Origin of the sequence: Pseudomonas sp. W4I3 (assembly GCF_030816195.1) — a bacterium.
Lineage (GTDB): Bacteria > Pseudomonadota > Gammaproteobacteria > Pseudomonadales > Pseudomonadaceae > Aquipseudomonas.
Window position 1 is genome coordinate 5,756,828 of sequence record NZ_JAUSXS010000001.1, and the last position, 20,937, is coordinate 5,777,764.

Here is a 20,937-nt window from a genome sequence, read left to right on the forward strand (position 1 = left end):
TGGTTTCAACAGGCCAGGGACAAATCCCTGTATCTAAAAATGAGTGTTGACCGTGCCTGTTAACAGCCACACTCGTCCGGTCATTCTGACCGAATCAGTCTACGCGGCGCGATGCGCCCGTCTTCGCTCACTTCACCGATACCGATAAAGCGACCGTTATGATCCTGTACCCGCACCATGCCGAACTTCGGGGCATCCGGGGCGCGTACCGGTTGGCCGTTGAGCCAGTAGAACGCGCTGTGTTCCGAGAAGTGTAGCAATGGCCAATCCAGCAAACCGCTGTCCGATGGCATCAGGAAGCGATCAACCGCTTCATTGCCGCCTTCGGCGTGTACCGCTTCCAACTCTTCCAGCGTGACCGTCTGAGCGAGGCTGAAAGGTCCGGCCTGGGTGCGCCGCAGTTCTGCAACGTACGCGCCGCAACCGAGCTGTTCACCAATATCTTCCACCAGGGTACGGATATAGGTGCCTTTGCTGCAGTCCACGGCCAAGCGTGCGGTTTCACCTTCACAGGCGAGCAATTCCAAGCGCGCAATAGTAACAGAACGCGGTTCACGCTCCACTACTTCGCCCGCACGTGCCAGCTTGTAAAGTGGCTGCCCGTCACGCTTGAGAGCCGAGTACATGGGTGGTATCTGACTGATTTGCCCACGAAAAGCGGGTAAAGCGGCTTCGATATCAGCACGACCAACGGTCACATCGCGAACCTGCAGAACATCACCTTCGGCGTCCGCCGTGGTGGTGGTCTTGCCCAGTTGCATCAGGGTTTCGTAACCCTTGTCGGAATCCAGCAGGTATTGCGAGAACTTGGTCGCTTCGCCAAAGCACAACGGCAGTACGCCGGTGGCCAAGGGATCGAGGCTGCCGGTATGCCCGGCCTTTTCGGCATTGAGCAGCCAGCGAACCTTCTGCAACGCGGCATTGGAGGTAAAGCCAATGGGCTTGTCGAGCAGGATAATGCCACTGACGTTGCGGCGGATACGTTTGACCTGAGCCACCGCTTACTCCTTGGCGTCTTCAGGTGTGGACGGATGCTGGCTGTCTTCAGCCACGGCGCGCTCGATCAGCGCCGACAGGTGTGCACCACGCACGACGCTTTCGTCGTAGTGGAAGTGCAACTGCGGAACGCTGCGCAACTTCATTTCACGGGCCAACTGCATGCGCAGGAAACCTGCGGCGGAGTTGAGCACCTTGATGCTTTGCGCGATTTCTTCGCTATTGTCCTGGCCCATCACGGTGATGAAGATTTTGGCGTGACCCACGTCACGGCTCACTTCAACGGCAGTGATAGTGACCAGGCCAACGCGCGGGTCTTTGACTTCGCGACGGATCAGTTGGGCCAGTTCGCGCTGCATCTGATCGCCGATACGCTGGGTACGGCTGTATTCTTTTGCCATGTCTTGTTACCTGTTGCTGCCACACGGTGAAACCCGTGGGGTCTGAAAGCGGCAAACGCCCGGCCTGACAAAAGCCAGACCGGGCGTTGCGTTTAGAGTCCGTACGCTACGCGGGGCATCTGCATGCCCACACGTGGCGTGGCTCCGGAAGTGCGCGAGTTAGAGGCTGCGAGCAACCTGAACCTTCTCGTAGACTTCGATCTTGTCGCCAGGCTTGACGTCGTTGTAGCTCTTGACACCAATACCGCACTCCATGCCGGCACGTACTTCGGAAGCGTCATCCTTGAAGCGGCGCAGGGATTCCAGCTCGCCTTCGAAGATAACGATGTCTTCACGCAGCACACGGATAGGACGGTTGCGGTACACGGTACCTTCGATAACCATGCAGCCGGCAATCGCGCCGAATTTCGGCGAGCGGAACACGTCACGCACCTCGGCGATACCCAGGATGTTCTCCCGGACGTCGCTGCCAAGCATGCCGGTAAGGGCTTTCTTGACGTCTTCGATGATGTCGTAGATGACGTTGTAGTAACGCATGTCCAGGCCTTCCTGCTCGACGATCTTGCGAGCGCCGGCATCGGCACGCACGTTGAAGCCGAACAGTACAGCGTTGGAAGCCAGTGCCAGGTTGGCGTCGGATTCGGTGATACCACCGACACCGCCACCGACAACGCGCACTTGCACTTCGTCGTTACCCAGGCCGTTCAAGGCGCCGTTCAACGCTTCAAGGGAGCCACGTACGTCAGATTTGAGGACGATGTTAAGCGTCTTCTTCTCTGCCTGGCCCATGTTCTCAAAGATGTTTTCCAGCTTGCCGGCGTGAGCACGAGCCAGTTTGACTTCGCGGAACTTGCCTTGACGGAACAGAGCCACTTCACGGGCTTTCTTCTCGTCGGCAACCACGCTCATCTCGTCGCCAGCGTCCGGGGTACCGTCCAGGCCGAGGATCTCGACAGGGATGGAAGGACCGGCTTCCTTGATTGGCTTGCCGTTCTCGTCGAGCATGGCACGTACACGGCCATAGTTCGAGCCGACCAGCACCATGTCGCCTTGGCGCAGGGTACCGTCTTGAACCAATACGGTTGCCACCGGGCCGCGACCTTTGTCGAGACGCGATTCAACTACAACGCCACGGCCTGGAGCCGATGGAGTGGCTTTCAGTTCGAGTACTTCAGCTTGCAGCAGGACTGCTTCGAGCAGTTCGTCCACGCCAGTACCGACTTTGGCCGAGACCGAAACGAACGGCGTATCACCGCCCCACTCTTCGGAAGTCACGCCGTGAACCGACAGCTCGCTACGGATGCGATCGAGATCGGCGCCCGGCTTGTCGATCTTGTTCACTGCAACAACCAGTGGAACACCAGCGGCCTTGGCGTGCTGGACAGCTTCAATGGTCTGCGGCATCACGCCATCGTCCGCTGCAACGACCAGGATCACGATGTCAGTCGCCTTGGCACCACGGGCACGCATTGCGGTAAACGCGGCGTGACCTGGGGTGTCAAGGAAGGTGACCATGCCGCGCTCGGTTTCAACGTGGTACGCACCGATGTGCTGGGTGATACCACCGGCTTCGCCAGCGGCTACCTTGGCACGACGGATGTAGTCGAGCAGGGATGTCTTACCGTGGTCAACGTGGCCCATTACGGTCACAACTGGCGCGCGGGAGAACGTTTCACCTTCAAACTTCAGGGACTCGGCCAGGGAATCTTCCAGGGCGGTGTCGCTGACCAGGGTCACTTTGTGGCCCAACTCTTCAGCCACGAGTTGAGCAGTTTCCTGATCAAGCACCTGGTTGATGGTCGCCGGGGTACCCAGTTTGAACATGAACTTGATGATTTCAGCAGCCTTGACCGACATCTGATTGGCGAGATCGCCAACGGTGATGGTCTCGCCGATCTGCACATCACGCACGACAGGGCCGGTTGGGCTCTGGAAACCGTGGGCGTTGCGCTTTTTCAGCTTGGCCTTGCCGCGACCACCACGACGGAAGCCATCGCTCTCTTCGTCGGTGGTACGTGGGGCAACGCGTGGAGCAGGCGCTTTTTCTTTGACCGAGGCACGATGTGGAGCGTTTTTACGCTCACCATCGCCACCACCACCGCGACGATTGTTATCGTCGGCACGGGGTTTGTCCGGGCGACGAGGTTCATCGCGCTTGCGGGCGTCTGCTGCAGGAGCAGGAGCGGCAGCCACCGGAGCGGCCTCACGCACAGCTTCAACAGGAGCGGCAACCGCTTCAGTGTTAGCAGGTTGCGCAGCAGCAGGCTGGCGACGCGCTTCTTCTTCGGCGCGACGCTTGGCTTCTTCTTCAGCCTTCTGACGAGCAGCATTTTCTACTGCGCGACGCTCTTCAAGTTCGCGTTTGCGCTCGGCTTCGATTTCTTCCGGGCTGCGTTGTACGAAGACTTTCTTCTTGCGTACTTCAACGCTGATGCTCTTGCTACCCGCAACACGCAGGGTGCTGGTGGTTTTGCGCTGCAATGTAATCTTGCGCGGTTCTTCCACTTTTGCCTTGTGGCTGCTCTTCAAGTGAGTCAGCAAAGACTGCTTCTCACTATCGCTCACACCTTCATCGGCGGCGGTGTGCGGCAGACCTGCCTCACGCATCTGCTGCAACAGGCGCTCTACCGGTGTTTTGACCTCATCGGCCAGTTGTTTCACCGTGACTTGCGTCATGCACTTCTCTCCTCAGGCCGCGCCTAATTACTCGAACCAATGGGCTCGGGCGGCCATGATCAACTTGCCGGCACGATCTTCGTCAATGCCGTCGATGTCGAGCAGATCGTCAATAGACTGCTCGGCCAGGTCTTCGCGGGTAATTACGCCGCGCACCGCCAGTTCCATCGCCAAATCCTTGTCCATACCCTCAAGCGAGAGCAGGTCTTCGGCCGGATGGGCGTCTGCCAGCTTTTCCTCAGTAGCGATGGCTTTAGTCAACAAACGATCCTTGGCCCGAGCGCGAAGCTCGTTGACGATGTCTTCGTCAAAGCCGTCGATGTTGAGCATTTCTTCCAACGGTACGTAGGCAATCTCTTCCAGGCTGGTGAAGCCTTCATCTACCAGCACCTGTGCCAGTTCTTCATCGACTTCCAGCTCTTCGATAAAGTTGCGCAGGATGTCACCGGTTTCAGCTTGCTGCTTAGCCTGGATGTCCGATTCGGTCATCACGTTCAGGGTCCAGCCGGTCAGTTGGCTGGCCAGACGCACGTTCTGACCACCACGACCAATGGCCTGAGCCAGATTGTCTGCGCCAACGGCGATGTCCATTGCATGGGCATCTTCGTCAACGATAATTGCCGCCACTTCAGCTGGCGACATGGCATTGATCACGAACTGCGCCGGGTTATCGTCCCAAAGAACGATGTCCACACGCTCACCGCCCAATTCGCCCGACACTGCCTGGACGCGCGAACCGCGCATACCAATGCACGCGCCTTGCGGGTCGATGCGTTTGTCCTTGGAGCGGACCGCGATCTTGGCGCGCGAACCCGGGTCGCGGGACGCAGCCATGACTTCGATCAGACCTTCGGCGATTTCCGGCACTTCAATGCGGAACAGCTCGATCAGCATTTCCGGCGCGGTACGCGACAGGATCAGCTGAGGGCCGCGGTTCTCGGTGCGGATTTCCTTGAGCAGCGCGCGCAGACGCACGCCGACACGGAAGGTTTCGCGAGAAATGATGTCCTCACGGGCCAACAGTGCCTCAGCATTGTTACCCAGGTCGACGATCACGTTGTCGCGGGTGACTTTCTTCACGGTGCCGGAGATGATTTCCCCCAGACGCTCGCGATAGGCGTCAACGACTTGAGCACGCTCGGCTTCGCGAACCTTCTGCACGATGACCTGTTTGGCGGTCTGTGCAGCGATACGGCCGAATTCGATCGATTCGATCTTTTCTTCGACGACATCACCGACCTTGGCGCCCGGATGCGTTTGCGCAACCTTGCTCGGCCAGGTTTCAATCGCCGGATCATCAAGATCGGCTTCTTCGACGACCGTCCAGCGACGGAAAGTCTCATAGGCACCGGTGTGGCGGTTGATTTCCACACGCAGATCAACTTCATCTTCAAAACGCTTTTTGGTAGCAGTGGCCAAGGCCAGCTCCAGCGCTTCAAAAATCACGTTTGCCGGTACGCCCTTTTCATTGGATACCGACTCAACAACCAGCAGTACTTCTTTGCTCATCGTACGCCTCGCCTTTCGCAAGCCATTGGATCCGCGGGATCCGCGTCTCAGTCAAAACTGGGAATAATGTTGGCCTTGTCGATCATATCGATCGGCAACAGGAACTCATGGTCTTCTACCTGCACCACGACGTCCTGCTCTTCTACACCGCGCAGAAGGCCCTGAAAGTTGCGTCGCCCTTCAAAAGGCGATCGCAGCTTGATCTTCACTTGTTCACCGGCAAATTTTGCAAACTGATCAATAGTGAACAGTGGGCGTTCCATGCCTGGCGAGGAAACTTCGAGGGTGTATTCAACGGAAATCGGATCTTCAACATCCAGCACACCGCTGATCTGACGGCTGACGATGGCACAATCGTCCACCAGCACACCGCCCTCTTTATCGATATAAACGCGCAACATTGAGTGGCGACCTTGAGCCGAAAACTCAATACCCCAGCATTCATAGCCTAGGGCCACGACCACCGGGGCCAGCAAGGCCTGCAACTCTTCTAGCTTGCTCGACACCTGAACCCCCTCGTGCATGTATGTGCATGCTGTGCAAAATAAAAAAATGGGCGAAACGCCCATCCTTGAAACGCCGTCGAACAGCGGCGTTGAAAGTGTCCAGCTAACAAAAAGCCCCTTAAAAGGGGCTCCGCTAAAACTGGTTGCGGGGGCCGGATTTGAACCGACGACCTTCGGGTTATGAGCCCGACGAGCTACCAGACTGCTCCACCCCGCGACAAAGCTGGGGCGGAAGTATACGACCGATCCCTTGCAGGGTCAATGTAACCTTCCACCTACAAGAAAGCCCGCAACAGCGGGCTCTCTTGATAATTGGTACCGAGAAGGGGACTCGAACCCCTACACCCTATGGGCACAACCACCTCAAGGTTGCGTGTCTACCAATTCCACCACCTCGGCAATACAGCGTTTACAACCCTTCTTACTTCTGCTCTTGAGCTGGAGGCACGTCAGTCGCTGGAGTAGCCGACTTTTGCTCTTGAAGCACCGGTACATCATCAGAAGCCGGTTTTGCTTTTGGTACTTCCAACACTGCTGGATTTGGCAAGCCTACTTGAGTCAGCACATGAGCTTTCTCTTTAGCAAAGTAACCTAACCCTAAGCTGGTTATGAAGAAACCTGCGGCAAGTATAGCAGTAAACTTACTAAGAAAGGTAGAGGAACCTTGGCTTCCGAACACAGTATTTGAAGCACCTGCACCGAAAGACGCACCAGCATCCGCACCTTTACCCTGTTGCAACAAAACCAGGGCAACTACGCCCAGGGCAGCCAACAGATGAAAAACGACTACGACTGTTTCCAGCATTTTTTCAGTTTCCCGCGGCGCGACAGATCGCACCGAACTCATCTGCATTCAGGGAAGCTCCACCAATGAGCCCCCCATCGATATCCGGCATGCCGAACAGTTCGACCGCATTGGCCGCCTTCACGCTGCCGCCGTATAGAAGCCGCACACCTTGCGCGACCTCAGAATTCTCTGCCGCCAACTGCGCGCGGATGGCTGCGTGCACATCCTGCGCCTGTTGCGGTGTAGCAGTCAGCCCGGTACCAATGGCCCAGACCGGCTCGTAAGCAATTACTGCCTTTGCAAATGCACCAACACCCAGCTCCTCGATGATGCTGCCCAGCTGACGCGAGACAATCTCAAGAGTCTTGCCTGATTCGCGCTGTTCAAGGGTTTCCCCTATGCACAACACTGGAATCAAGCCACAAGCCTGTGCCGCTGCGAACTTGCGGTTGAGGGTCCCGTCACGCTCGCCCATCATCTGACGACGCTCGGAGTGCCCGACAAGCACATAGGAACAACCCGCATCAACCAGCTGACTCGGCGAAATCTCACCGGTCAACGCACCTTGCATGGGCTCCACCGCAGAATTCTGCGCGCCGACCTGAATCGACTTGCCTTTCAAGCCATCAACCACTTGGTTGATATGCAAGCAAGGCGGGAACACCGCTACATCAACACCGCTAGGCAAGGCCAAGTGACGAAGGCCATTGATCAGCTCAGCGACACTGGCGCGGGTACCGTGCATCTTCCAGTTACCAGCTACCATAGTGCGACGCATGCTGTACCCCGTCGGTCAAAGTGGGCGCAGATGTTACCCAACCACATCACCACTGGCAAGCCGAATTCAGGCGCAAACTTCAGTTACCAGTTTTGCCAGGTCTTCGGCGTGACCGCGAACCTGTATCTCGTCCTCGCCCTCGACCATGACGCGCACTAGCGGCTCTGTGCCAGACTTGCGCAATAACACACGTCCACGCCCAGCCATCGCCTGAGTCACGCGCTCGCAAGCTTCTTTGACAGAAGGGTGCTCGATCGGATTTGCGCCGCCGGAAAAACGCACATTAAGCAGCACCTGCGGACACTTGCGCAGCGCCTGTCGCGCTTGTGCCAGGCTTTCGTCACGACGACGCAAGGCCAGGAGCACCTGCAGTGCCGCGATAATAGCGTCGCCCGTCGTGGTGTGCTGGAAGCACACAACATGCCCGGAGTTCTCGCCGCCCACCAGCCAGTTACGCTCCAGCAACTCGGCAATCACATAACGGTCACCGACATTGGCGCGAATGAAGGGAATGCCCAGCTCTGCCAAGGCCAATTCAAGCCCGAGGTTACTCATCAAGGTGCCAACGACGCCACCCTGCAGCTTGTTACGCTCATGCAAGTCGCGGGCAATGATGAACAGCAAATCATCGCCATCCACGATCATGCCGGTGTGATCCACCATCAGCACACGGTCGCCATCGCCATCAAATGCGATGCCCAGGTCCGCATGTTCAGCCAGAACCGCAGCCTGCAACTGCTCCATATGCGTGGAGCCGCAGTTGTCATTGATGTTCAAACCGTTAGGCTGAGCGGACAGCACGGTTACCTGTGCGCCAAGCTCTTTGAAGACACTCGGCGCCACCTTGTAGGTCGCACCGTGGGCGCAATCGACGACGATCTTCAGCCCGGCAAAATTGGTGCTGCTCGGGACGCTGCTCTTACAGAATTCGATGTAGCGACCGGACGCATCATTGATACGCGAAACCTTGCCCAGCTTACTGGACTCGACCACTGTCATCGGCGCATCCAACAGCTCTTCGATCATCAGCTCGATCTCGTCGGGCAATTTGGTGCCCTGCCCCGAGAAGAACTTGATGCCGTTGTCGTCATGCGGGTTGTGCGAGGCACTGATCACGATACCGGCTTCAGCGTGAAAGGTACGCGTCAGGTAGGCGATCGCCGGCGTCGGCATCGGGCCCAGCAGCATCACATCGGCGCCGGCGGCGGACAAACCCGCTTCCAGTGCAGATTCAAACATGTAGCCTGAGATACGCGTGTCCTTGCCTACCAGGATGCGGCAAGCGCCCATGCTGCGGAACGCCATACCTGCCGCCCAACCCAGCTTGAGCATGAAATCAGGGGTAATCGGAAATTCGCCGACCCGACCACGAATACCGTCGGTGCCAAAATATTTCTTAGTCATGAGTGCTCCATCATTCTTATTCGGCTGATTCCACAGCGGCAATCATGCGCACCACGTCCACCGTCTCGGCGACATCGTGCACACGCAAAATACGAGCGCCCTTGGTCACGGCCAGCGCAGCAAGCGCAAGGCCACCAAACAGGCGCTCACCAACCGGACGATTCAAGGCCTGCCCTATCATGCTCTTGCGTGAAACACCGACCAACAGCGGCCGACCAAGGGCATGCAGGGCCTCCATATGCTTGAACAGGCTTAAATTATGTTGCAGGGTCTTGGCAAAGCCAAACCCCGGATCAAGGATGATCTTTTCCGGAGCAATACCCACGGAGGCGCATTGAGCGACCCTGCCGGCAAGAAAATCCCCCACCTCGCCAACCAGATCGTCGTAGTGCGGATTATCCTGCATATTTCCGGGCTCGCCCAGCATATGCATCAGGCACACAGGCAGACCAGTCGCTGCAGCGGCGTCGAGGGCACCGTCACGCTGCAACGAACGCACATCGTTGATGAGCCCCGCACCCAAGCGCGCCGTTTCACGCATTACCGCAGGCGTTGATGTATCCACAGAGATGATCACGTCCAGCTCACGGGCGATACGCTCGACAATCGGCGCCACTCGCTCCAACTCCTCCACAGGAGAAACAACGCGAGCCCCAGGCCGGGTTGACTCGCCGCCGACATCAATCAACGTCGCACCAGCAGCCACCATCGATTCCGCATGACGCAACGCAGCGTCCTGCCGGCTGAAGCGGCCGCCATCGGAAAACGAGTCTGGAGTTACATTCAGGATGCCCATGACATGTGTATGGGCCAAATCAAGAACCCGGTTGCCGCAAGGCAACCGGGTGGAGGACGACGCAAGAATCATTTCAAACCTTAATGATCAGCTGCAGGGCCGCCAATCGGGGCTTCAGGACGCTCGTTCTGCACCACCGGCGGAGTACCGGAGGTACCTGAACCGCCTTCCCAGTCGCGAGGCTCCCGAGGCGGACGACCCGACATGATGTCGTCGATCTGATCGGCATCAATGGTCTCGTACTTCATGAGCGCATCCGCCATCGCGTCCAGCTTGTCGCGGTTGTCGGTGAGGATCTGCTTGGCCGTGCCGTAGCACTGGTCAATGATACTGCGCACCTCGGAATCGATCAGCTTGGCTGTCTCCCCGGAGAAACTGGCGCTTTGACCGCCACCGCCACGCCCCAGGAATACTTCACCTTCTTCCTCGGCATACATCAAGGGACCGAGCTTTTCCGACAACCCCCACTTCGTCACCATGTTTCGTGCGATCTGGCTGGCACGCATGATGTCGTTGGAAGCGCCGGTGGTTACCCCGTCGAAGCCCAGCGTCATTTCTTCGGCAATCCGGCCGCCGTACAGAGAGCAGATCTGGCTGATCAGTGCGCGCTTGGAGAGGCTGTAGCGATCCTCTTCCGGCAGGAACATGGTCACACCGAGCGCGCGACCGCGAGGAATGATCGATACCTTATAGACCGGGTCATGCTCAGGCACAACGCGACCAACAATGGCGTGACCAGCCTCGTGATAAGCGGTGTTCTGCTTCTCCTTCTCGGACATGACCATGGATTTGCGCTCGGCGCCCATCATGATCTTGTCCTTGGCCAACTCGAACTCTTTCATTTCAACGATGCGCTTGCCGGTACGGGCTGCGAACAACGAAGCCTCGTTCACCAGGTTGGCAAGGTCTGCACCGGAGAAGCCGGGAGTCCCACGGGCAATCACGGCCGGAGCCACGTCGTCACCCATTGGCACTTTGCGCATATGTACTTTGAGGATCTGCTCGCGACCACGGATGTCGGGCAGGCCAACCACGACCTGACGGTCGAAACGGCCTGGACGCAGCAGCGCAGGGTCCAATACGTCCGGGCGGTTGGTTGCGGCGATGACGATAATGCCGTCATTCATCTCGAAACCGTCCATCTCCACCAGCAACTGGTTGAGGGTCTGCTCACGTTCGTCATGACCGCCACCCATGCCGGCGCCACGATGGCGACCAACGGCGTCGATTTCGTCAATGAAGATGATGCAAGGTGCGTGTTTCTTGGCCTGCTCGAACATATCGCGAACACGGCTGGCACCGACGCCGACGAACATCTCGACAAAGTCGGAACCCGAAATGGTGAAGAACGGCACCTTGGCTTCGCCGGCAATCGCCTTGGCCAGCAAGGTTTTACCGGTACCCGGCGGGCCGACCATCAGCACGCCGCGAGGAATACGCCCGCCCAGGCGCTGGAACTTGCCGGGATCGCGCAGGAACTCGACCAACTCGCCGACTTCTTCCTTGGCTTCGTCGCAACCGGCGACATCGGCCAGGGTCGTTTTCACCTGGTCCTCCGAAAGCAGGCGCGCCTTGCTCTTGCCGAAGCTCATCGGCCCGCCCTTGCCTCCCGCGCCGCCTTGCATCTGGCGCATGAAGAACATGAACACGGCGATAATCACCAGGATCGGGAAGCTGGCCACAAGGAGCTGGGTCCAGATGCTCTGCTGTTCAGGCTGCTTGCCTTCCACAACGACCTTGTTGTCCACCAGGTCGCCGATCAGACCGTTGTCCTGAATGGCCGGACGAATGGTCTTGAAGCTGTCGCCATCAATACGCTTGCCGGTGATCACGTAGCCGTCAACCGCTACGCGCTCGACCTTGCCATCCTTAACTTGCTGGATGAAGTCGGAATAGTTGAGGGTCTGCGGCTCGTTAGGGCTGGAGAAGTTGTTCATCACCGTCACCAGGACAGCCGCGATGATCAACCACAGGATCAGATTCTTTGCCATATCGTTCAATTAACTACCCTCTGAAGCAAGCTCCGCTACTGGCGCGCGCTTCGCATGATATTCACCGGCCTAACTTACTACATTACCTACAACACTGGCAGGCGCCGTCTGTAACCCTTTGTGAAACTTTGACCACACAATATTCGTAAAGCTTCGTGACGAAAGCGATATAAAAAAACCTATCGCCCTCCTCCATTTTCTCAAAAACGCTCTTCGCTCGCCGCGCCTTCCACACCGCGAAAGCCGCGGCACAGGAGGTATTGCTCACGGGACCTGTCCCGGGAAGAGTCAGGTTTACGCGTCTGGACTTTGTCAAACAGCTTGCGGATGTTCTTGTGGTACTCGTCAAAACCCTCGCCTTGGAAGACTTTGACCAGAAAATCACCCCCCGGACGCAATACCCGCCCTGCCAGATCCAGTGCCAACTCGCACAGGAACATGGCGCGCGGCATATCAACAGCCGGTAATCCACTCATATTGGGGGCCATGTCGGAAATCACAAGGTCTACCTGCGAATTTCCGACGGCCTCGAGAATCTGCGCGAGCACGGCGTCCTGAGTGAAGTCCCCATGAACAAAGGTCACATCCGGGATGCTGTCCATTTCCAGGATGTCGGAAGCGATCAAGCGGCCTTGACCGCCAATCAGACGACTGGTCACTTGAGACCAGCCCCCGGGAGCCGCGCCGAGGTCGATAACGCTCATACCAGGCCGGATCAGTTTGTCCTTGTCCTGGATCTCCAGCAGCTTGTAACTAGCCCGGGAACGGTAGCCGTCCTTTTGCGCCTTTTTGACGTAAGGATCGTTGAAATGCTCTTGTAGCCACTTAAGGCTGGTTTTGGAACGGGCCACGGGCCACCTCGAAAATAAAACGGGTCGTGATTAACTGGGCGGTCCCGGACTCGCTCGGGTAAACTGGCCGCCGCTTTTTACAAGATCAGACGCAGGGGTCAGATTATGCCGCTCACTCAAGAGCAGAAGAAACAGTACAAATCCATTGGCCACCATCTGAAACCAGTTCTGATTGTGGCAGACAATGGTTTGACTGAAGGTGTGTTAGCCGAATTCGAACGCGCACTCAATGATCATGAACTGATCAAAATCAAGGTCAATATCCTTGATCGCGAAGCGCGTCTGGCCGCCGTTGCAGAACTGTGCAAGGTTGGCAAAGCGGACCTGGTTCAGGTTATCGGCAAGATGGCGCTGCTGCATCGCAAGAACTTCAGCGTCAACAAGCAACTGTCGAACGTACATCGTTTCAAATGACGACAAGGGTCAAGGGCGTGCTTTGCGCGCCCCGCCACTCCATCCCGGCGCAGGCTGTATCGCCAGCACCAAGCCAGAAAACCCTAGTACAAGATAGCTGAACAACTGCCAGCGCAACGCTTGCGGTAGCCACACATGCACAATGCAATACATTGCGCACGCATACAGCGCCATCAGCAGGAGCTGGCCGCGTATATCCCGCCACAAACTCCCCAAGCCTTCAGCCCTGACCAGCACCAACGCCTGGAGCATCACGCACGCTGCAGCAAAACTCACCAGCAAGGTAGTCAGCAGCCCACCGATCTCATCGATCAGCAAAGGTGCCAGGCCTATCAAACCCAGCGCCGGCAACACGCCAATGTGCAACAACCATAGACCACCGACCCAGAGCATCTGGGAGAGCTGCCAAAGCATGGCGCCCGCACGAAGCGGGCGCCGTCTTTCAGATATGACGAACTTCGACAATCTCGTACTCGATCACGCCGCTCGGCGTTTTCACGGCAACCACATCGCCTTCTTCCTTGGCAATCAAGGCGCGGGCCAGCGGCGAACCAACAGAGATCTTGCCGAGTTTGAAGTCAGCCTCGTCTTCGCCGACGATGTGGTAGACCACACGTTCGTCGGTTTCAACGTTGGCGATTTCGACAGTCGTACCGAAAATCACTTTGCCGGTGTGAGGAATGGTCGTCACATCGATCACCACCGAGTTCTGCAGGCGGCCTTCGATATCACGGATACGAGCCTCGACCATGCCTTGCTGCTCACGAGCGGCGTGGTATTCGGCGTTTTCCTTCAAGTCACCCAGCTCGCGGGCCGTACCGATGTCCTGGCTCAGCTTTGGACGTACGACCTTGGTCAGATGGGCGTGCTCTTCTTCCAGGGCCTTGAAGCCCTGGACGGTCATTGGATATTTGGTCATGCCTTCAATCCTGCGTGTAGATCCTGCAAGCGGCGCACGGTCTTTTCCGGACCGAACTTGAGCGCTTCGCAGATAGCTTCGCCTGCAGCGATGGTAGTGGTGCAATAGATCTTGTGCTGCAGGGCATTACGACGAATGGAGTAGGAGTCCGCGATCGACTGGCGACCTTCGGTGGTGTTGATGATCAGCGTGACTTCGTCGTTCTTGATCATGTCGACCACATGCGGACGGCCTTCCGTCACCTTGTTCACGCGACGTACTTTCAGGCCGGCAGCTTCGATCAGCTTGGCGGTCCCGGCGGTAGCCACGACTTCAAAGCCCAAGTTGATCAGATCACGGGCCACACCCGCAACCAGTGGCTTGTCGTCATCACGCACACTGATGAACGCGGTACCGCCGGTCGGCAGCACTTCGCTGGCGCCCATCTGAGCCTTGGCGAATGCTTCGCCGAAGGTGTCGCCCACACCCATCACTTCACCGGTGGACTTCATTTCCGGGCCTAGGATCGGGTCCACACCAGGGAATTTGGCGAATGGGAACACCGCCTCTTTCACACTGTAGAAGTTCGGAATGATTTCCTTGGTGAAGCCGATTTCCTTTAGGGTCTTACCGGCCATTACGCGGGCAGCGATCATGGCCAGGGACACGCCGATGCACTTGGACACGAACGGTACGGTACGCGAAGCACGCGGGTTGACCTCGATGACGTAAATGTCTTCGCCTTGCAGCGCCAACTGGACGTTCATCAGGCCGACAACACCCAGCTCCAGGGCCATTTTCTTGACCTGCTCGCGCATCTCGTCCTGGATATGCGCAGGCAGCGAGTACGGCGGCAGCGAGCACGCGGAGTCACCGGAGTGAACGCCAGCCTGTTCGATGTGCTGCATGATCGCGCCGATGACCACGTCGGTACCGTCGCACACCGCGTCAACGTCCATTTCGATGGCGCAGTTGAGGAAGTGGTCGAGCAGCACCGGGCTGTCGTTGGACACTTTCACGGCGTCGCGCAGGTAACGCTTGAGCTCTTCTTCTTCGTAGACGATTTCCATCGCGCGGCCGCCCAGTACGTAGGACGGACGCACCACCAGCGGATAGCCGATCTTGCTGGCTGCGCGAATCGCTTCGTCTTCGCTGCGCACGGTGGCGTTCGGCGGCTGACGCAGGTTCAGGCGCTCAACCATTTGCTGGAAGCGCTCGCGGTCTTCGGCGCGGTCGATGGCGTCCGGACTGGTACCGATGATCGGCACGCCGGCTGCTTCCAGGGCACGCGCCAGTTTCAGCGGGGTTTGACCGCCGTACTGAACGATCACGCCTTTTGGCTTCTCGACGCGACAGATTTCCAATACGTCTTCCAGCGTCACCGGCTCGAAGTACAGACGGTCGGACGTGTCGTAGTCAGTGGAAACGGTTTCCGGGTTGCAGTTGACCATGATGGTCTCGTACCCGTCTTCGCGCAGTGCAAGGGCGGCGTGTACGCAGCAATAGTCGAACTCGATGCCCTGGCCGATACGGTTCGGACCGCCGCCCAGGATGATGATCTTGTCGCGACCCGACGGCGCGGCTTCGCACTCTTCCTCATAGGTGGAGTACATGTACGCGGTGTCGGTGGCGAACTCGGCTGCGCAAGTGTCAACGCGCTTGTAGACCGGGAAGATATCCAGCTTGTGACGATGGGTACGCAGGTTCTTCTCGGTCACACCCAGCAGCTTGGCCAGGCGTTGGTCGGAGAAACCTTTGCGCTTGAGGCGGAACATCAGGTCGCGGTCGATAGACGACAGACCGAGGGTCTTGACCTTCTCTTCTTCCTTGATCAGATCTTCGATCTGCACCAGGAACCACGGGTCGATCATGTTCATGCCGAAGATATCTTCGACGCTCAGGCCGGCGCGGAAGGCGTCAGCCACGTACCAGATACGCTCGGCGCCCGGCACGGTCAGTTCGCGCTTGAGGATGCTCATGCTTTCCGGGTTGCTCAGATCGAGCTTCTCGTCCAGGCCGCAAACACCGACTTCCAGGCCGCGCAGGGCTTTCTGCAGGGACTCCTGGAAAGTCCGGCCAATCGCCATGACTTCACCGACCGACTTCATCTGTGTGGTCAGGCGCGCATCAGCCTTGGCGAACTTTTCAAAGGCAAAGCGCGGCAGCTTGGTCACGACATAGTCGATAGACGGCTCGAAAGACGCCGGCATGGCGCCGCCGGTGATTTCGTTTTGCAGCTCGTCCAGGGTGTAGCCGATAGCCAGCTTGGCAGCGATACGCGCGATCGGGAAACCAGTCGCTTTCGATGCCAGCGCGGAAGAACGCGACACACGCGGGTTCATCTCGATCACGACCATGCGACCTGTGTCCGGGCAGATGCCGAACTGAACGTTGGAGCCGCCGGTTTCAACGCCGATCTCACGCAATACCGCCAACGAGGCGTTACGCATGATCTGGTATTCCTTGTCCGTCAGGGTCTGCGCTGGAGCCACGGTGATCGAGTCACCGGTGTGCACGCCCATCGGGTCAAAGTTTTCGATGGAGCAGACGATGATGCAGTTGTCCTTCTTATCGCGGACAACCTCCATCTCATATTCTTTCCAGCCGATCAGGGATTCGTCGATCAGCAGCTCTTTGGTCGGCGACAGGTCCAGGCCGCGCGCGCAGATTTCTTCGAACTCTTCACGGTTGTAAGCAATGCCGCCACCGGTGCCGCCCATGGTGAAGGACGGACGGATAATGCAGGGGAAGCCCAGCTTTTCGAGAACGGCGTTGGCCTCTTCCATGCTGTGGGCAATACCGGAGCGCGGGCAGTCGAGGCCGATGGACTTCATCGCCTTGTCGAAACGCGAACGGTCTTCAGCCTTGTCGATGGTGTCGGCGTTGGCACCGATCATCTCTACGCCGAACTTTTCCAGGACGCCTTCGCGCTCCAGGTCCAGGGCGCAGTTCAGTGCGGTCTGGCCGCCCATGGTGGGCAACAGCGCATCCGGACGCTCTGTTTCGATGATCTTGGCGACGGTCTGCCATTTGATCGGTTCGATGTAGGTGGCGTCGGCCATGGCCGGGTCGGTCATGATGGTGGCGGGGTTGGAGTTCACCAGGATGACGCGGTAACCCTCCTCGCGCAGGGCTTTACAGGCCTGGGCGCCGGAGTAGTCGAATTCGCAGGCCTGGCCGATTACGATCGGGCCGGCGCCGAGAATCAGGATGCTTTTTATGTCTGTACGTTTTGGCATGGGTTTGTCACTCAAATCCGCAGGTCAGTCGGCAAGCCGTCTTGAACAATCTTTGAAGAGCCTGCGGGGGCCACCGAAATCAGGGGCCGCCCGCACGCCGCTCAGTCAGCGTCGCTTGGCCATCTCATTGATGAAACGGTCGAACAGCGGCGCTACGTCGTTCGGGCCCGGGCTGGCTTCAGGGTGGCCCTGGAAGCTGAACGCGCTCTTGTCGGTGCGCTCGATGCCCTGCAGGGAACCGTCGAACAGCGACTTGTGAATGGCACGCACGTTAGCCGGCAGTGTCGCTTCATCCACCGCAAAACCGTGGTTCTGGCTGGTGATCATTACAACGCCGGTGTCCAGATCTTGCACAGGGTGGTTGGCACCATGGTGGCCGTGTCCCATTTTCAGGGTTTTGGCGCCGGAGGCCAGGGCCAGCAACTGGTGGCCCAGGCAGATACCGAATACCGGAATCTCGGTTTCCAGCACTTCCTTGATCGCCTGGATGGCGTAGTCGCATGGCTCAGGGTCACCCGGGCCGTTGGACAGGAACACGCCGTCCGGTTGCAGGGCGAGCACTTCGCTGGCCGGGGTCTGTGCAGGCACCACGGTTACGCGGCAGCCACGCTCGACCAGCATGCGCAGGATGTTGTATTTGACGCCGTAGTCGTAGGCAACCACGTGATAGGGCAACTCGGCAGCGTCGATGGTCGCGTGACTGTCGGTCTTCAGATCCCAGACAGTGGAGCGCCACTCGTACTTCTCTTTGACGCTGACGACTTTCGCCAGGTCCATGCCTTTCAGGCCAGGGAAACCTTGCGCTGCGGCAATCGCCGCCTTTTCGGAAATATTGTCACCGACCATGATGCAGCCGTTCTGCGAGCCTTTCTCACGCAGGATGCGCGTCAGGCGGCGCGTATCGATACCGGCGATCGCCACAACGTTGTTGGCTTTCAGGTAATCGGACAGCGACATCGTGTTACGCCAGTTGCTCGCGACCAGCGGCAGATCGCGAATCACCAGACCGGCCGACCAGACACGATCAGACTCGACGTCTTCCGGTGTGGTACCGGTGTTGCCGATGTGCGGATAGGTCAGGGTAACGATCTGCTGGGCGTAGGAAGGATCAGTAAGGATTTCCTGATAGCCGGTCATGGCAGTGTTAAACACTACCTCTCCAACGGTTTGACCGTCGGCTCCAATGGCTTCGCCGCGAAAAATGCTGCCATCAGCAAGGGCGAGTATGGCTGGCTTAGTCAAGAAGACCTCCCGTAAATAAAGCCTGAAAGGGCGATCGCAGGTTGTAAAAAAGCGGAGTGACGTATGGACACGTCACCCCGCTTCTTCACTGAATTATTCTGCGCGCTTTTAGTGGACACACTAAAGCTGTAGCTTACAGAAAAAGGCTTTTTGGGTCCACCGCTAATTGAGCCTTAAAGGCAGGAGAATGCGACAGGACGTCGCCTAGCGGGTAAAAACGAGGGCCCAGCATAAGCCTGGGCCCCTGTTTTAGCTACTGATTAGTGCAGATCGAGCACATCACGCATGTCATAGAGGCCCGCCTCGCGGCCTTCCAGCCAGAGCGCAGCACGTACCGCCCCCTTGGCAAACGTCATGCGACTGGACGCCTTGTGCGTGATTTCCAGGCGCTCGCCCTCGGAGGCGAACAGTACAGTGTGATCACCCACCACATCGCCACCGCGCACGGTTGCAAAACCAATAGTGTCGCGCGCGCGCGCACCGGTATGGCCTTCGCGGCCGTACACCGCCACCTTCGACAAGTCGCGGCCCAGCGCATCGGCAATCGCCTCGCCCATGCGCAGCGCCGTGCCCGAAGGTGCGTCGATCTTGTGGCGATGATGGGTCTCGATGATCTCGATATCGGCCTCATCCCCCAGCACGCGCGCCGCCATATCAAGCAGCTTGAGCGAGAGGTTCACACCAACGCTGAAGTTGGCGGCGAAGACGATAGGAATATCCTTGCCCGCCTCCACCAGCAATTGTTTCTGCTCAAGCGTCAAACCCGTAGTGCCGATCACCATCGCCTTGCCTGCTTTACGGCAGAACGCGAGGTTTTTCAGCATCACCTCTGGCAGCGTGAAGTCGATCAACACGTCGAACTCGTCCGCCACCTGCTCCAGGCTGCCGGACAACGAAACGCCGATACGGCCCAGCGAGGCCAACTCACCGGCATCCGCACCGATCAGCGTACTGCCCGGACGAACGATGGCCGCGGTCAGCCCAGACGCCGGCGAGCGCAGTTGCACCGCTTCGACCAGTGTCTTGCCCATGCGTCCGGCAGCACCCATTACGGCTATACGTCGCATACTCACTTCCTTACAGGTCGCCGAAGAAGCGCTTCACGCCATCGAAAAAGCCCGTGGTTTTTGGCGAGTGAGAGTCATCACCCGCCAATGAACTGCGGAACTCTTCAAGCAACTCACGCTGACGGCGATTCAGGTTGACGGGGGTTTCCACCGCCACACGACACATCAGGTCGCCAGCACCACCACCGCGCACGGGCGCAACACCCTTGCCACGGATGCGGAACTGTTTACCGGTCTGCGTACCCTCAGGAATCTTGAGCTTGACCCGACCATCAAGGGTCGGAATCTCCAACTCGCCACCCAGCGCTGCGTCGACAAAGCTGATGGGCACTTCACAGAACAGATGCTTGCCATCGCGCTGGAAGATCGAGTGCTCGCGCACATTGATGACCACGTACAGGTCGCCGGTAGGGCCACCCTGAGTACCCGCCTCGCCCTCACCCGACAGACGGATGCGGTCGCCGGTATCCACGCCCGCCGGCACCTTCACCGAAAGCGTCTTGTACTCTTCGACACGACCTTCGCCGTGGCAGGAATCGCACGGATCGGAAATGATCTTGCCCTGGCCATGGCAACGCGGGCAGGTTTGCTGCACCGAGAAGAAACCCTGCTGCATGCGCACCTGGCCAATACCGCCACAGGTCGGGCAGGTGATGGGCGAAGAGCCTTTCTTTGCACCCGAGCCATCGCACGGCTTGCAGTTGACCAGCGTCGGCACACGGATATTGACACTGGTGCCACGCACGGCTTCTTCCAGGTTCAGCTCCAAGGTGTAGCGCAAGTCACTGCCACGTTGGGCACCGCCACGCTGGCCGCCACGGCCACCACCGAAGAAATCACTGAACACATCACCGAAGATATCGGAGAAGTTCTGGCCACCAAAACCGGCACCACCGCCACCCATGCTCGGGTCGACGCCGGCATGCCCATACTGGTCGTAGGCTGCACGCTTGTTGGGATCAGACAGACATTCGTAGGCCTCATTGGCCTCTTTGAACATTTCTTCGGACTCTTTGCTGTCCGGATTACGGTCCGGGTGGTGCTTCATCGCCAGGCGACGGTAAGCCTTCTTCAGGTCCGCCTCGCTGGAGCCACGCTCCACACCCAATACTTCGTAATAGTCACGCTTTGCCATAAGTCTTTGCACTCTTAAGGACGTTCAGCCAGACCCTCCTGAGCCTCGCCAAACTCGTTGAGCCCCAATGAAGGCCCGGACCCAACTCACGTCAATTCAACGATCCTGGTCATTACTACTTTTAGCCGGTCACCCGACTAAAAATGCGGTATTTACTGCTCGGAAAGCAGGAGCATTCCCGATCACACCGCCAGCATCCGAACGCTGTCGCATGCTGTAAAAATTCGCATACCCCAGACACGCCAAC

The 20,937-nt window shown here is 58.2% G+C and carries 18 protein-coding genes and 2 tRNA genes; 1 reads left to right on the forward strand and 19 read right to left on the reverse strand.

Features of this window, described 5'->3' with window-relative positions:
• Window positions 1–80 precede the first annotated feature (80 nt).
• The 13 genes from truB to rlmE form a co-directional block, all read right to left on the reverse strand.
• Window positions 81–998 (reverse strand): tRNA pseudouridine(55) synthase TruB, encoded by a 918-nt coding sequence (gene truB, locus QF045_RS26215; protein WP_032884721.1) that lies wholly within the window; start codon window positions 996–998, stop codon window positions 81–83.
• A 3-nt stretch (window positions 999–1,001) separates the two neighbouring features.
• Window positions 1,002–1,397, reverse strand: coding sequence for a 30S ribosome-binding factor RbfA (rbfA, locus tag QF045_RS26220; RefSeq protein ID WP_003176137.1), 396 nt, complete (start codon window positions 1,395–1,397; stop codon window positions 1,002–1,004).
• Window positions 1,398–1,556: 159 nt separating this feature from the next.
• Window positions 1,557–4,073, reverse strand: coding sequence for a translation initiation factor IF-2 (gene infB / locus QF045_RS26225; RefSeq protein ID WP_306494648.1), 2,517 nt, complete (start codon window positions 4,071–4,073; stop codon window positions 1,557–1,559).
• A 27-nt stretch (window positions 4,074–4,100) separates the two neighbouring features.
• Window positions 4,101–5,582 (reverse strand): transcription termination factor NusA, encoded by a 1,482-nt coding sequence (nusA, locus tag QF045_RS26230; RefSeq protein WP_306494649.1) that lies wholly within the window; start codon window positions 5,580–5,582, stop codon window positions 4,101–4,103.
• A gap of 47 nt (window positions 5,583–5,629) precedes the next feature.
• Window positions 5,630–6,088, reverse strand: a complete 459-nt coding sequence (gene rimP, locus QF045_RS26235) for a ribosome maturation factor RimP (RefSeq protein WP_003235029.1) — start codon at window positions 6,086–6,088, stop codon at window positions 5,630–5,632.
• Window positions 6,089–6,228: 140 nt separating this feature from the next.
• Window positions 6,229–6,305: transfer RNA gene (locus QF045_RS26240), tRNA-Met, on the reverse strand.
• A 96-nt stretch (window positions 6,306–6,401) separates the two neighbouring features.
• Window positions 6,402–6,487, reverse strand: a tRNA-Leu gene (locus tag QF045_RS26245).
• Window positions 6,488–6,509: 22 nt separating this feature from the next.
• Complete coding sequence (secG, locus tag QF045_RS26250) at window positions 6,510–6,893, reverse strand: preprotein translocase subunit SecG (protein WP_010206600.1); 384 nt, start codon at window positions 6,891–6,893, stop codon at window positions 6,510–6,512.
• A 4-nt stretch (window positions 6,894–6,897) separates the two neighbouring features.
• Entirely contained in the window at window positions 6,898–7,653 is a 756-nt protein-coding gene (tpiA, locus tag QF045_RS26255; RefSeq protein WP_306494650.1) for a triose-phosphate isomerase, read from the reverse strand.
• A gap of 66 nt (window positions 7,654–7,719) precedes the next feature.
• Window positions 7,720–9,057: a phosphoglucosamine mutase gene (gene glmM, locus QF045_RS26260; RefSeq protein WP_306494651.1), complete on the reverse strand. Its 1,338-nt coding sequence runs from the start codon at window positions 9,055–9,057 to the stop codon at window positions 7,720–7,722.
• 16 nt (window positions 9,058–9,073) lie between these two features.
• Complete coding sequence (gene folP / locus QF045_RS26265) at window positions 9,074–9,925, reverse strand: dihydropteroate synthase (protein ID WP_306494652.1); 852 nt, start codon at window positions 9,923–9,925, stop codon at window positions 9,074–9,076.
• Between the two features lie 8 nt (window positions 9,926–9,933).
• On the reverse strand, window positions 9,934–11,844 hold the full coding sequence (gene ftsH, locus QF045_RS26270) for an ATP-dependent zinc metalloprotease FtsH (RefSeq protein WP_306494653.1): 1,911 nt from the start codon (window positions 11,842–11,844) through the stop codon (window positions 9,934–9,936).
• Between the two features lie 200 nt (window positions 11,845–12,044).
• On the reverse strand, window positions 12,045–12,695 hold the full coding sequence (gene rlmE / locus QF045_RS26275) for a 23S rRNA (uridine(2552)-2'-O)-methyltransferase RlmE (RefSeq protein ID WP_032862906.1): 651 nt from the start codon (window positions 12,693–12,695) through the stop codon (window positions 12,045–12,047).
• Between the two features lie 105 nt (window positions 12,696–12,800).
• Here rlmE and QF045_RS26280 point away from each other — a divergent pair, with 105 nt between their 5' ends.
• Window positions 12,801–13,109 (forward strand): YhbY family RNA-binding protein, encoded by a 309-nt coding sequence (locus tag QF045_RS26280; RefSeq protein ID WP_057725014.1) that lies wholly within the window; start codon window positions 12,801–12,803, stop codon window positions 13,107–13,109.
• Between the two features lie 9 nt (window positions 13,110–13,118).
• Here QF045_RS26280 and QF045_RS26285 read toward each other — a convergent pair whose 3' ends face one another.
• From QF045_RS26285 to dnaJ, 6 genes are all read right to left on the reverse strand, one after another.
• Window positions 13,119–13,523 (reverse strand): MFS transporter, encoded by a 405-nt coding sequence (locus QF045_RS26285; protein WP_306494654.1) that lies wholly within the window; start codon window positions 13,521–13,523, stop codon window positions 13,119–13,121.
• Window positions 13,524–13,551: 28 nt separating this feature from the next.
• On the reverse strand, window positions 13,552–14,028 hold the full coding sequence (gene greA / locus QF045_RS26290; protein ID WP_306494655.1) for a transcription elongation factor GreA: 477 nt from the start codon (window positions 14,026–14,028) through the stop codon (window positions 13,552–13,554).
• Window positions 14,025–17,246 (reverse strand): carbamoyl-phosphate synthase large subunit, encoded by a 3,222-nt coding sequence (gene carB, locus QF045_RS26295; protein WP_306494656.1) that lies wholly within the window; start codon window positions 17,244–17,246, stop codon window positions 14,025–14,027. Before carB ends, greA begins: the two co-directional genes overlap by 4 nt.
• A 105-nt stretch (window positions 17,247–17,351) precedes the next feature.
• The gene (gene carA, locus QF045_RS26300; RefSeq protein ID WP_306494657.1) at window positions 17,352–18,488 is read right to left on the reverse strand and encodes a glutamine-hydrolyzing carbamoyl-phosphate synthase small subunit; all 1,137 of its coding nucleotides are present in this window, start codon (window positions 18,486–18,488) and stop codon (window positions 17,352–17,354) included.
• Between the two features lie 260 nt (window positions 18,489–18,748).
• Window positions 18,749–19,555 (reverse strand): 4-hydroxy-tetrahydrodipicolinate reductase, encoded by an 807-nt coding sequence (gene dapB / locus QF045_RS26305; protein ID WP_306494658.1) that lies wholly within the window; start codon window positions 19,553–19,555, stop codon window positions 18,749–18,751.
• Window positions 19,556–19,565: 10 nt separating this feature from the next.
• Window positions 19,566–20,690, reverse strand: a complete 1,125-nt coding sequence (gene dnaJ / locus QF045_RS26310; RefSeq protein ID WP_124388246.1) for a molecular chaperone DnaJ — start codon at window positions 20,688–20,690, stop codon at window positions 19,566–19,568.
• Window positions 20,691–20,937: the final 247 nt, after the last annotated feature.

Coding starts and splice junctions, on each gene's coding strand:
- rbfA (WP_003176137.1), bottom strand. CDS start 1,397: ATGGCAAAAGAATACAGCCGTACCCAGCGTATCGGCGATCAGATGCAG.
- infB (WP_306494648.1), bottom strand. CDS start 4,073: ATGACGCAAGTCACGGTGAAACAACTGGCCGATGAGGTCAAAACACCG.
- nusA (WP_306494649.1), bottom strand. CDS start 5,582: ATGAGCAAAGAAGTACTGCTGGTTGTTGAGTCGGTATCCAATGAAAAG.
- secG (WP_010206600.1), bottom strand. CDS start 6,893: ATGCTGGAAACAGTCGTAGTCGTTTTTCATCTGTTGGCTGCCCTGGGC.
- tpiA (WP_306494650.1), bottom strand. CDS start 7,653: ATGCGTCGCACTATGGTAGCTGGTAACTGGAAGATGCACGGTACCCGC.
- glmM (WP_306494651.1), bottom strand. CDS start 9,057: ATGACTAAGAAATATTTTGGCACCGACGGTATTCGTGGTCGGGTCGGC.
- folP (WP_306494652.1), bottom strand. CDS start 9,925: ATGATTCTTGCGTCGTCCTCCACCCGGTTGCCTTGCGGCAACCGGGTT.
- ftsH (WP_306494653.1), bottom strand. CDS start 11,844: ATGGCAAAGAATCTGATCCTGTGGTTGATCATCGCGGCTGTCCTGGTG.
- QF045_RS26280 (WP_057725014.1), top strand. CDS start 12,801: ATGCCGCTCACTCAAGAGCAGAAGAAACAGTACAAATCCATTGGCCAC.
- QF045_RS26285 (WP_306494654.1), bottom strand. CDS start 13,523: ATGCTTTGGCAGCTCTCCCAGATGCTCTGGGTCGGTGGTCTATGGTTG.
- greA (WP_306494655.1), bottom strand. CDS start 14,028: ATGACCAAATATCCAATGACCGTCCAGGGCTTCAAGGCCCTGGAAGAA.
- carB (WP_306494656.1), bottom strand. CDS start 17,246: ATGCCAAAACGTACAGACATAAAAAGCATCCTGATTCTCGGCGCCGGC.
- dapB (WP_306494658.1), bottom strand. CDS start 19,555: ATGCGACGTATAGCCGTAATGGGTGCTGCCGGACGCATGGGCAAGACA.
- dnaJ (WP_124388246.1), bottom strand. CDS start 20,690: ATGGCAAAGCGTGACTATTACGAAGTATTGGGTGTGGAGCGTGGCTCC.